The sequence below is a fragment of the Pseudomonas sp. R151218B TE3479 genome (assembly GCF_053629195.1).
In genome coordinates, this window is the sequence record NZ_JBRJHV010000001.1 from 3,874,475 (window position 1) to 3,888,218 (window position 13,744).

Consider the following 13,744-nt stretch of genomic DNA (forward strand, 5'->3'; position numbering starts at 1 on the left):
GAATGCAGCTTCATGAACACCTTGGTTTCCTGTGGTGAATGCAAGCTTTATGAACACTCCGGATCCCTGTGGGAGCGAGCTTGCTCGCGATGACGGATGGGTCAGCCTCCACACCTCGGGTTGTCCAGCGAATTGCTCGCGGGACAACCCGGGGCTGTCATGACACCGTGGCGGTTTTCAAGGCCTGGGAAATCGCCTCGCCCAGCCGGGCCACATGGGGGGCCTTGACCAGTGTGTTGTGGGTGCCGGGCAGGGCCGTCACGTTCACCTGATCCTGCAGCAACGCACGCCAGCCCAGGGTCGGGTCGCTGCGTTGCTGATCATTCGCAGTGAACAACGACACCGTGAGCGGGCTGGGCGGGCTGACGTAGCTGCCGATGGCCAGCCGCGTGGCATAGGCAACGCCCAGATGCGCGCGCAACAGGGCTGCGTCGATGTCATCGGGCAACTCCTCCGGTAGCAGGCGATGGGTCATGCACAGTGTCAGCATCGCCTCGATGGCAGAATGTTCCGCCAGCGCCGTCAGTTGCCGGAGCAGATCGGGGTCGATCCCCTCGGGTAGCCAGGCCATCAGGAACTGCGCTTCGCTGATCGATGGCTCGGGCACCGGGTCCGGACGGGTGGACGTATCGATGATGCCGAGGAACTCTATGGCCTCACCGCCGGCCTGCAGTTGACACGCCATTTCATAGGCGATCAGGCCACCGGCCGACCAACCGGCGATCCGGTACGGACCTTGCGGTTGGACCTGGCGGATGGCCGTCAGGTAACGCGTTGCAATGGCCGGCACATCGGAGAGCGGGGCCTCGCCTGCCACTAACCCACTGGCGGCCAAGCCATAGACCGGTATCTGGGGATCGAGCGTTGGCGCCAGGTCCCGCGCATATTGCACTTCGCCGCCCAGGGGGTGGACCAGATACAGCGGTCGCTGGGAGCCGGTGCGGCGGATCGGCACCAGATTGCGCTGGGTGCCGGGCCGGGACTGGCCATCAAGGGTCCTGGCGAAACCGGCAATGGTCGGTTCGACGAACAGGTCACGCACGGCGATCGGTTTACCGAGGACTTTGCGCAGGCGAGAGGCCATTTGCACGGCCATCAGCGAAATGCCGCCGAGGCTGAAGAAGTCGTCATGGCGGCTGATCCGATCCTGTTTGAACAGGTCCTGCCAGAGGGCCGCGATAGCGATCTCGGTATCCCCTTGAGGCGCTTCAAAAGGCAGCGGCACAGGACCGTCTTCAGCGCTGACGGGCTGGACGACGGCATTGACCGAGCGCTCCAGCGGCGGCGTGCCCTGCAACAACTGGCCGATGGATTGCTGTGCGTCGGTCACCAGGTTTTCCAGGACCTTGGCAAACAATCCGGCGATGTTCTGCACGGTGTGCAGGTCGAACAGGTCGTTGGCGTATTGCAGGCTGCCAGCGATGCGTTCGCCATTGTCGATCAGCGACAGCGACAGGTCGAACTGCGTGGTGTTGTGGGGGCTTGCCAGGGTTTGCACCTCGAGCCCGGGCAACTGCAACGGTGCCGGTGGCGTGTTGTCCAGGCTCAACATCACCTGGAACAACGGGCTGTGGCTCATGCTGCGAGTCGGTTGCAGGGCGCTCACCACCTGTTCGAAGGGCAGGTCCTGGTGATTGTAGGCGGCCAGGGTCAGGTCCTTGATTTTCCCCAGCAGCTCGTCGATGCGGGTATCACGCTCGGTGGTGACTCTCAACGCCAGGGTGTTGGCGAAGAAACCGATCAACGCTTCCAGCTCCGGACGCTGACGGTTGGCCACCGGCGTGCCGACCACTACATCCGTCTGGCCACTCAGATGGCTCATCAACACTGACCAGCCTGCCAGCAGCACCATGAACAACGTGGTGCCCCGGGCCTGGCTGAACGCACGCAGATCGGCGCTGAGGGCGGGCGAAAAGCTGCACTCGATGATGCCACCGGTATACCGCTGAATCGCCGGGCGCGGACGATCCAGCGGCAGGTTCAGCAGCACGGGCGCACCTTCCAGGTGTTGTCGCCAGAAGTCGATCTGCGTTTGCAGCGCCGGGCCTTCAAGGGATTGTCGTTGCCAGGCGGCATAGTCCACGTACTGCAGCGTCAGGGGCGGCAACGGGTCTTTCCGGCCTTGAGTGAAGGCGCTGTAGAGCACGCTGACCTCGTGAGCCAGCACGCTGTTGGACCAGCCATCGGAAACGATGTGATGCAAGGTGATGAAGAGCACATGTTCGTCATCGGCCACTTGCACCAGGTGGCCGCGCATCAGTGGCCCGCTGTGCAAGTCGAACAACTGCGTGGCGTTGATCTGACCGAGATGCTCGAGCGTGGCCTGGCGTTCAGCGGGGGCCATTGCACGCAGGTCCTGCTGCTCCAGGCGGAAACCGTAGTCGGCCGGGGCGATTTTTTGCAATGGCTCGTCGTCCACCAATTCGAATCGCGTGCGCAAGGTTTCGTGGCGCGCTACCAGGCGGTCGAGGGTTGCCTGCAGCGCCGCTTTGTCCAGCGAGCCGGTCAAGCGCAGGGCCAGGGGCAGGTGATAAGCGGCACCCGCCGCGTGATCCAGATGATCGAGGAACCACAGCCGTTGCTGGGAGAAGGACAGCGGCAGTCGTCCCGAACGATTGGCCAATGGAATCGAGACCGATTCAGTTGACGATGCGCCGTGCACCAGGGCGGCGAGGCCACGCACGGTCGGTGCGTCGAACAGTTCGCGCAAGGTCACCCGTGCACCCAGCTTGCGTCGCAGTCGCGAAAGCAACTGTACGGCGAGCAGCGAATGGCCGCCCAGCTCGAGGAAGCCGTCGTGGCGGCCGACCTGATCCAGATGCAGCAATCCTTTCCAGATCTCGGCAATGGCGATTTCAGTGTCGCCCTGGGGCGCCTCGTAGGTTTTGCTCGCCACGGATTCCTGGCCGGGCGCCGGCAGGGCGCGACGGTCGAGCTTGCCGTTGGCGGTGAGGGGCAGGGCGTCGAGGTGGACGAACGCGCTGGGCACCATGTATTCGGGCAGGCCGCTCAACAACGCGCTGCGCAGTTGGTCGGCCGGGACCGGTTCGCCGCAGACATAGGCGACCAGGCGCTTGCTGTCCGAATCGCCCTGGCTGTCCTCTCGCGCAATGACCACGGCCTCGCGGATACCTGGATAGGCCACCAGGAGATTCTCTATCTCGCCCAACTCGATGCGGAAACCACGGATCTTCACCTGGAAGTCATTGCGCCCCAGGTATTCCAGCGTACCGTCGGCCAACCAGCGACCGAGGTCACCGGTTTTGTACAGGCGTGCGTTCGGCTCGGTGCTGAACGGGTCGGCGATAAAGCGCTCGGCGCTCAGCTCCGGCCGGTTCAGGTAACCCCGAGCCACGCCGGCGCCGCCGATGTGCAGCTCACCGGCCACGCCCAGCGGCGTCGGTTGGCCGCGGGTATCAAGCACATGGACCTGGACGTTGGCAATCGGCCGACCAATGCTCGGACGTTCGCCCAGGTCACGGATCAGGTCGATAGTGGCGTCCACCGTGCATTCGGTCGGGCCGTACATGTTGTAGAAACGGATGCTCGGGCAGTTGCGCAGTTTCTCCCAGGTCGCGGCGTTGATGGCCTCGCCGCCGAGCAGCACGCTCACCGGCTGGTAGCTTTGGCGTTCCAGCAGGCCGGCGGCGAGCAGGGTGTCGAGCTGCGACGGCGTCGAGTCGAAGGCATGCACCTGGTGCTGTTCGAGGAAGTCCAGCAGTTCATGGCCGCTGGCGCGGATCAGTTGCGGGATGATCACCAGCCGGTGGCCGGAGAACAGCTGGGAGATGCCCTTGATCGACATGTCGAAGAAGAACCCGGCATTCAGGGCCACGGTGGCTGGGGTTGGGCAATGCTGGTGGGTGGTGCGGGTCAGCACCTGCCAGAAGTTGAACACCGAGCGGTGCTCGACCATCACGCCCTTGGACTGGCCGGTGGAGCCGGAGGTATAGATCACATAGGCCAGGTGTTCGGGCGTCAGGCCAGGCACTTGCGGGTTGGCATCAAAAGTCGCGTCATTCGCAGATCGCAGCGAATCGCTCGTGTCGAGCAACAACAGCGGCAGCTCGCCGGACGGCAGGGTAAGGGCCGCTTGGGTCAGCAAAGCCCGAGGCTGACTGTCCTGGAGCATGAACGCCATGCGCTCGGCGGGGTGGGCCGGGTCGATGGGCACATAAGCCGCGCCGGCCTTGAGCACGCCGAGCAGACCGACGATCATGTCCAGGCTGCGTTCGGCACAGATCGCCACGCGGTGATCGGGTTCGACGCCCAGTTCGAGCAACTGCCCGGCCAGGTGGTTGGCGCGACGGTTGAGCTGGCGGTAGGTCAGTTGTTGCTGTTCGCAGACCAGGGCCACGGCGTCGGGATTGGCCTGGACCTGGGCCTCGAACAGGTGCTGGATCGGTTGCGCCGTGCCGAAATCCGTGGCGGTGTGGTTGAAGTCCGCCAGCAGCAATTGCCGCTCGGTGTCGGGGAGCACGTCCAGATCGCTGGCGAGGCGTTCGGGAGCCTGTTCAAGGGCTTCGACCAGCGCGGCCACGGCTTGGGCAAGGTAGGCGGCGATGCGTTGCGGGTCGATGCCGGTGATGGATTGGGCAGTCAGGGAGAAGCCACTGCCCACATTCGCCACGGCAATTTCAATGGGGTAGTTGGTGCGCGTTTCGGAGGCGATGAAGTGCATGCCTTCGTGGCTGCCCATGTCTGCGACGTTTTCCCCGGACGCGTTCACCAGATCGCCATGGCGGCAGTTGAGGATCACGGTGAACAGTGGCAGCGACGTATCCACGGCACTGCAACGCTGGGCCAGGGCCAGGGACGCCTGTTCGTGGGTCAGTAGCTCACTGAGCTGCTGGTAGGCGTCGCGGACAATGTCGCTGACGGTGTTCTGCTGCAAGCGAATGCGCATCGGCAAGGTGTTGATGAACATGCCCAGTGCATGGTCGGCACCGGCGGTGCCTTGGGAACGTCCCGACAACACCGTACCGAAAATCCCGTCGTCGCGCCCGCTGGTGGCCGCGACCACCAGGCCCCAGGCCGCATGGAACAGCACGGATGTCGGGACTCCTTGAGTGCGTGCGGTTCGATACACCTGGGCGCTGAGATCGTCGCTCAAGTGTTTTACCGCACGCTTGATCCCCGCGCCGTTGCCCCGTACATCAAGCACACCATAAGGCGCGGTGGTGGCATCCACATCGGCCAGCAAGTGACGGAAGTAGGCTTCGTGGTCGGCCTGGGGCACGCTGGCGGCCCGGGCGATGAAGTTACGGTACGGTTGGGACGGTGGCAGGCTCTCGGCCTGGCCGGCCATCACGGCCTGGATCTCCAGCATGATCAGGCGCAGGGTCACGTTATCGCTGATCAGGTGATGGTCGAGCAACGCCAGCAGCCATTGTGCCTGGGGTTCGTCGTAGACGACGTACGCTGCGATCAACGGGGCCCGTTGCAAGTCCAGTCGCAGATGATGCGTGTCCGTATGGTCCCGGAGCATCTGCAAGGCGTCTTCGCCAGGCAAGCAGTCCAAGGTCATGACGGGCAGTTGCGCCTGGCGATGAACGACCTGCACCGGCTGCGATAAGCCGTGCCAGCGCAACGCGGTACGCAGGATGTCGTGGCGGTCGATCACCACCTGTACGGCGGCCAGGAAGTCGTCGAGCACCTGGCGACGATCGAACGTCACCACGGTACGCATCAGGTAGGCGTCGCCTTCGGCCTGCAACAAGTGGTGGAACAGGATGCCCTCCTGCAACGATGACAGGGGGTAGATGTCTTGCACATTGCCGGCGCCACCGGGGACGTCGGCGACGATCTGCTCGATTTCCTGTTGGCTCAGGGTCACCAGCGGCAACATCTGTGGGACGATCGCCGTGCAATCGGCGGGGATCAGGTTCGCGGGGACCACCTGTTGGGTGGTGCCGCCACCGGCGAGGACGGCGGCCATGGCCTTGAGTGTCGGCGCCGAGAAGACCGTGCGCACATCCAGTTGCAGACCCGCCTGACGCAGGTGCTCGATCAGGCTGATGACCAGGAACGAGTGGCCGCCGAGTTCGAAGAAGTGATCCTGACGGCCCACTCGTTCAACCCCGAGCAACGTCTGCCAGGCGCTGGCCAGGGTCATTTCGATTTCCCCCAGCGGTGCTTCGTAGTGCTGGCTCGCGGTGGCAGACAAGTCCGGTGCCGGCAGGGCTGCGCGGTCGAGCTTACCGTTGGTGGTCAGTGGCCAGGCCTCCAGGGTCACGAAAGCACTGGGCACCATATGCTCGGCCAGTACGCTGGCCAGCTGGCTGCGCAAGGCCGAGGACTCCAGGGCGGCCCCTTCATGGGCGATCAGGTAGGCCACCAGGCGTTTGTCGCCGGGACGGTCTTCACGCACGATCACCAGTGCCTCGCGGACTTCGGCGCAATCGAGCAGTTGCGCTTCGATTTCCCCCAGCTCGATACGGAAGCCGCGGATCTTGATCTGCGAGTCGTTGCGGCCCACGTAGACCACGCCGCCATCGGCTCGGTAGCGAGCGATGTCGCCAGTGCGATACAACCTTGCGCCGGGCTCCATGGTGAACGGATCAGGGATGAACCGTTCGGCATTCAGCACCTCGCGATTCAGGTAATGCCGGGCCACACCGGCACCGCCGATGTAGATCTCGCCATTGACCCCCACCGGCACCGGTTGCCGGTACTCATCGAGAATACGCAGGCACAGGTCCGGCAGTGGCGGGCCGATCAGGCTTGGCGCGCCGGTGTCGATTTCCACCTGGCTGATCGGGTAGTAAGTGGCGTGCACGGTGATTTCGGTGATCCCGTACATGTTCACCAGACGGGTACGCGCCAATGCTGTGCGTGCCGTCCAGGGGCGCAGGCTGCGGAAATCCAGCGCTTCGCCGCCGAAGATCACTTCGCGCAGGGTATGCTCCTGGTTGCTGCGCTCACGGGCCTCGATGAACTGGCGGAAGGCGCTCGGCGTCTGGTTCAGGATCGTGACGTGCTGCTGGCAGACCAGGGCATAGAAATCATCGGGGGAACGGGCCACGTCGCTCGGGACGATCACCAGCTTGCCACCGTAACTCAATGCGCCCCAGATTTCCCAGACCGAGAAGTCAAAGGCAAAGGAGTGGAACAGCGTCCACACGTCGTTTTGGTCGAAGTCGAACAACCCGGCGGTGGCGTCGAACAGTCGTGCGACATTGCCGTGTTCCACCAACACACCCTTGGGCAGCCCGGTGGACCCCGAGGTGTAGATGACGTAGGCCAGGTGCCGCGGCGTCAGGCCCAGCGCCTTGGCTTCAAGGTTGTGGTCCAGGGACACGTCCGTCAGGTCGTCTGCGGCGACGTAATCCTTGAGGCTCACCACCGGCACGGTATGTTCGGGCAGCACGGCGAGGCAGTCAGGCTGGGCCAGCAAGGCCACCGGGGTACTGTCGTCGAGCAGGTAGCCGAGGCGTTCGCTGGGGTAGGCCGGATCCAGCGGTACGTAGGCGGCACCGGCCTTGAGCACGGCCAGCACCGCGCAGACCATTTCCACCCCGCGGCGGGCCAGGATCGCTACCCGGTCATCGGGGCGTACGCCTTGGGCGAGCAGTTCACGGGCGATGCGGTTGGCGCGGCGGTTGAGTGCCTGATAGCTCAGTTCGCGTTCGCCCAGGACCAGGGCGGTGGCGTGGGGCTGGGCGGCGGCGACCTGTTCGAAGCGCTGATGAATCATCAATTGCGCTGCGAACACGGCTTTGGGCGGCAGCGTCGCCGGCGAGGCCTGACGCTGTGCCGGGGTGAGCAACGGCAGGGCGAGCACCGGCTGCGCGGGGTCCTCGATCATGGCTTCAAGCAGGGTCTGGAAGTGCTGGGCGAAGCGTTCCACGGTGCGATGGTCGAACAGGTCGCTGGCGTATTCGATCACGCCGCCCAGCGTGCCGCCGTCATCGTCCAGTGTCAGCATCAGGTCGAACTGCGAGGTTTCATGGGCCTGGGCCACGGGGACCAGGGTCAGGCCGGGCAGGTTCAGTTCAACGCCGCCAGGGGTATTATTGAGCGACAGCGCGACCTGGCACAGCGGGTTGTGGCTCAGGGAACGCGGTGGCTGCAAGGCCTCGATGACTTGCTCGAAAGGAATATCCTGATGTTCGTGGGCCGCCAGGGTGGTTTGTTTGATCTGCTCCAGCAACTGCGCCACGCTCGGGTTTTGCCCAAGGTCTACCCGCAGGGCCAAGGTGTTGACGAAGAAGCCGATCAGGTTTTCGGTTTCGGTACGGCCACGGTTGGCCGTCGGTACGCCGATCACGACGTCCGGTTCGTTGCCCAGGCGTGCCATGAGGACCGACCAGGCACTGAGCAACGCCATGAACAGGGTGACGTTGTGTGCCTGGCAAAAACGTTCCAGGCGTTCGCGCAACTGCGCAGCGATGTTCACCCTGACGTCGCCACCCCGGTAGCTTTGTACCGCCGGGCGCGGGCGATCGGTGGGCAAGGACAACAGCGCCGGCGCGCCGCCAAGCTGTTCACGCCAGAAGTCGGCCTGGTCGCTCAAGCGCTCGCTGTCGAGGACCTGGCGCTGCCAGGCGGCGTAATCGGCATATTGAACCGACAGCGCGGGCAGGGGATCGGCCTGGTGTTGACTGAAGGCCCGATAAAGAGTGGCGAACTCCTTGACCAGGACACCCACCGACCAACCGTCGGAGATGATGTGATGCTGGGTGATGAGCAGAATGTGTTCGTCGTCGGCCAGGCGCAACAGCCGCCCACGAATCAGCGGTCCCTGGCGCAGATCGAACGGCGCCGCGGCCTCGCTGTCGGCGATGCGAGAGGCACTGATGCTGGCTTGCTCATAAGGCAGGCTGCGCAAATCCTGCTCGGCCAAGGCAAAGCCGCAGTCTGCCGGGGCAATGATCTGCACCGGTTGTTCGCCATGACGATCGAAGGTGGTCCGCAGGCTTTCGTGACGCGCCACCAAGCGGTCGAGGACAGCCTTGAGCACGGCGTGGTCGAGATCGCCGCGCAGCAGCAACGATGCGGGCATGTGGTAAGCGGTGCTGGCGTTTGCATCGAGTTGGTCGAGAAACCACAGGCGTTGCTGGGAAAAGGACAGCGCCAACGGTGCATTGCGGTCGGCGATGCCGATGGTCTCGGTGCTGACGGTTTGCAGGTCGCCGACGACCCGCGCCAGTTCCTCCACGGTGGGATGACTGAACAGTTCGCGCAGCATGAGTTCGCCGCCCAACTGTTGCCGCACCCGGGAAACCAGTTGCGCGGCCAGCAGCGAGTGCCCGCCCAATTCAAAGAAGCTGTCACTGCGTCCCACGCGTTCGAGCCCCAGCAACGCCTGGAAAATCTGCGCCAGGGCCACTTCGACGGCACCTTCGGGCGCCGCATAACCGCGCTCGGACATGGCGTCCAGGTCCGGTGCCGGCAGTGCGTCCTGGTCCAGCTTGCCGTTGGCGGTAAGCGGGTAGGCCAGCAGACTGACAAAGGCACTCGGAATCATGTAGTCGGGCAGGGTCGCCCCCAACTGCTTGCGCAATGCCGCCACTTGCAGCACCGCGCCCGTCTCAGGGATCAGGTAGGCGATCAGGCGCTTGCCCTGGCTCGCGTCCTCGCGGGCCAATACCCGCGCTTCACGCACGCCGTCACAGGCCAGCAGCTTGGCTTCGATCTCCCCCAGTTCGATGCGGAAACCGCGAATCTTCACTTGGGCGTCGATCCGGCCCAGGTGAACGATTTCACCATTGTCCAGCAGCTTGCCCAGGTCTCCGGAGCGATACAGACGCTCGCCGGGCCGGAACGGGTCGGTAATGAAACGTTCGGCGCTCAAGGCCGGACGGTTCAGGTAGCCACGGCCCACACCCAGCCCGCCGACGCAGATTTCACCGGCCACACCCACCGGTAGCAGCCGTTGACGGGCGTCGAGCACGTAGGCCACGGTGGTCGGAATCGGCCGCCCGACATTGGAGACGCCGGCGGCGATGTCCGCCGCGCCAATGGCCTTGTAGGTCACGTGCACGCAGGTTTCGGTGATGCCGTACATGTTCACCAGCGCCACATGCCCGAAGGCTTGGTGGAAGGCGTCGAGCTTGCCCAGTTCCAGGCTTTCCCCGCCGAAAATCACATAGCGCAAGTGTTCCAGGCCCACCTGCGGCGTCGCCAGGGCTGCGGGGCTCAGTTGCAGGAACGCCGACGGCGTCTGGTTCAGCACCGTCACCTGTTCGCTCTCAAGGAAACCCAGCAATTCCACCGGATCGCGGCGCAGGGCTTCGGGCACCAGGCTCAGGCGCGCGCCGTAGAGCAAGGCGCCGAAAATTTCCCAGACCGAGAAATCGAAGGCATTGGAGTGGAACAGCGACCAGACATCGTCGGCACTGAACTGGAAGTCCAGTCGATTGTTGTGCAGCAGGCGCACGACGTTGCGGTGTTCGAGCAACGCACCCTTGGGTTCCCCGGTGGAGCCCGAGGTGTAGATCACGTAGCAGAGGTGGTCCGCCGCACTCAAGTTGGGCAGGTTGGCGGCGCTGACGCCGCTGTCCGTGGCGGCATCGAAGACTTCGATGCCGAGGGCTTGCAACGCCGGACTCATGTCCTGGCGGGCGATGGCCTTGCGGGCGCCGCTGTCGCGCAGCACATAGGCGATGCGCTCCTGGGGCGAACTTGGATCGATGGGCACGTAGGCACCGCCGGCCTTGAGTACCGCCAGGGTGGCGACGATCATCTGTACCGAGCGATCCAGGGCGATGGCCACCAGCTCCTGGGGCTGCACGCCGGCCGCGCGCAGGCGATGGGCAAGGCGGTTGGCCTGTTCGTTGAGCTGTCGATAGCTCAGGCGCTCCAGGCCCAGATTGACCGCGATGCGGTCCGGGTACTGACGCACCTGTTCTTCGAAGATCTGATGCAGGGTCAGGGTTTCGGGCCAGGCCGCTTCGCTGTCGTTGAAGTCGAGGATCTGTCGTTGGCGTTCGGCGGCATCCAGCAGTGAGACGTCGTCGACCCGCTGCTGCGAATCCTCGACAAAAGCTTCCAGCAGGCGCACGTAATGGCGCATCAGCTGCTGGATGAATTCGGCGTCGAAGAATTCCGCGTTGTACGCCAGGTGTCCGGCCCAGTGTGACTCATCGGCCGTGATCAGCAGGTGCAGGTCGTTCTTGCCATAACCCAGGTTGGTTTCCAGCGTATTGACCGCCAGGCCCGCCACCAGCGTGTCGTGGTCGGTGGTGCGCTGGAAATTGAAGAGCACGTCGAACAGCGCGGTGCGGCTCATGTCCTTGGCCGGGTTGAGGGCCAGCACCAATTGGTCGAACTGCATGTGCCGGTGGCGCAGGCCCTGGGTCAGGTTGTTGGCGGTCTGTTCCCAAAGCTGTTGCAAAGTGGTGTCGCTGTCGCACAGGCCACGCATGACCAGCAGATTGTCCAGCGGCCCGACGACGTCCCGCAGGGCCGGTTCACGGCAGGCGGCCGTGGTGCCGATCACCAGTTCATCGTGGCCGGCGTAGCGGCGCAACAGCGCGGTGAATGCGCTCAGGGCCAGGCTGTCGCTGCTCACGCCGACTTCCCGGGCCAGCGCTTCCAGGCGTCGTGTCAGGGCCGGTTCGAGGGTGAAACCGTGGGTGGCTTCGGCAAATACATGCACCGCCGCCCGAGGTCGATTCAGGGGCAGCTCCAAGGCTTGCAGTTTGCCGCGCAGTTGATAGGCCCAATAGGCCCGCAGGTTTTCCAGCACGTTGGCCGGCAGGTTGCGTTGCCAGGCGGCAAAGTCGCCATAGCCCAGCGGCAAGGCCGGCAGGTCGGCGCTGCGCTCGGCGCAGGCGGCTTCGTAGAGGGCCAGCAGGTCGCGCTTGAGCAACTGCATGGCGCTGCGGTCGGCCAGCAGATGGTGCACGGCGATGGCCAGGATCCCATGCTGATCGCTTGCCCGTACCAGGCTTGCCCGTACCAGGCTGCCGCCGTCCATGTTCAACGGGCGACGGGTCGCGGCCAGGGCCTGGCCCGGCAAGTCGTCGGGGTTGCCCTGGATCAATTCGAGCGTCAGGCTGGCCGGACCGTCGAAGTGTTGCCAGGCGCGGCTACCGTCGCTCAATACCCGGCAGCGCAGGATGTCGTGGCGGGCCAGCAAGCCGTCGAGGGCGGTTTGCAGGGCCGGTTGATTGATCTCACCGGTTAACTCCAGCAGTAACGCAATGTTGTGATAGACCGGATTGGCGTCGTACAGGTAGCCGGTTTCAAAGGTATCGACGAACCACAGCCGTTCCTGGTGATAGGACAGCGGTGTCTGTCCTGGCCCGGGGACTTGGGCGGTGACCTCGGGCAAGGCTTGGGTCGGGTCCAGTTCCAGAGCACCGATACGGGTGTCGGGGGCGTCGGTAAAGCAGTGCAACAGGCGCTCGAAGCGCGCGGCGAGACGTTCGATGGTGGCGGCGTCGAACAGCGCGGTGGAATACGACAGGCTGCAGGACAGGCTCGGGCCACCTTCGTCGATGTGCAGGGACAGGTCGTGCTGGGTGTTGTCCTTGCGTGAGGGCAGAAACTCCAGGTTCAGCCCCGGCAACTGCAACTGGCCCCCGGCACCTGCGGCATTGGTGTAGAGCATGGTCTGGAACACGGGGCTGTAGCTGGCGCTGCGCGCAGGCTTGAGGGCCTCGACCACCAGTTCGAATGGGGTGTCCTGCTGGGTGGAGGATTCCAGCATCAATTGCTTGACCTGCTGCAGTACCTGGTCAAGGGTCGGGTTGGCTTCCAGGCGCACACGCAGGGCCAGGGTGTTGACGAAGAACCCGATCAGCGCCTGTACGTCGTGGCGGTCGCGGTTGGCGGCGACGGTGCCGATCACCAGGTCCTGTTGACCGCTGATGCGGGCCAGCAAGACCGCCCAGGCAGCCATCAGGGTCATGAACGGCGTCGCGGCGCGGGACTGGGCGAACTGCACGATGGCGGCGGACAACGAGGCTGGCAGGTCGAAGCCCAGGGTTTCGCCGCGGTAGCTCTGGACGGCCGGGCGTGGCCGGTCGGTCGGCAATGAAAGCAACGCCGGGGCACCGGCCAGGTGGGCGCGCCAGAATTCCACTTGGCGCTCCAGGCGCTCGCCTTCCAGGTGCTGGCGCTGCCAGGCCGCGTAGTCGGCGTACTGCCGGGTCAGCGGCGGCAGCGGGTCGGGCTGCCCGGCGCTGAATGCCTGATACAAACTCGCGAATTCCTTGACCAGGATGCCAATGGACCAGCCGTCGGAGATGATGTGGTGCTGGGTGATCAGCAGCCGGTGCTCATCGTCGGCCAGGCGGAGCAGGGTGCCGCGGATCAGCGGCCCGTGCAGCAGGTCGAACGGCGCCGCGGCGGCGTTTTCGCTCAGGTGCGCGGCCTCGGTTGCGGCCTGGTCCCGGGGCAGGTGCCGCAAGTCATGGGTCACGAGGCTGAAGCCGCAATCGGCCGGGGCGATGACTTGCACCGGCTGTTCGCCCTCGCGGCGGAAAGTGGTGCGCAGGCTTTCATGCCGCGCTACCAGGCGATCGAGGGCGGCCGTGAGGGCGGCCTGGTCGAGGGCACCTTGCAGCAACAACGAGGCGGGTATGTGGTAGGCGGCGCTGGCGGTCGGGTCCAACTGGTCGAGAAACCACAGCCGCTGCTGGGCGAACGACAGCGCCAGCGGCGCGGCGCGGTCGACGCAGGCCATGTCGTCGGCAACGGTTTCGATGACGCGCGTCGCCCCACGTTGCTTGAGCAGTCGCAGCAGTGCGGCACGTTTCAACTGGTCGAGACTATCGTTATGTTCGTTCAATTT

Annotated in this window: 1 pseudogene; it reads right to left on the reverse strand. The window is 64.6% G+C overall.

Annotated elements, in window-relative coordinates:
- Positions 1 to 157: 157 nt before the first annotated feature.
- A pseudogene (locus AB7M32_RS17080) lies at positions 158 to 13,741 on the reverse strand (amino acid adenylation domain-containing protein); the annotation flags it as partial.
- Positions 13,742 to 13,744 lie beyond the last annotated feature (3 nt).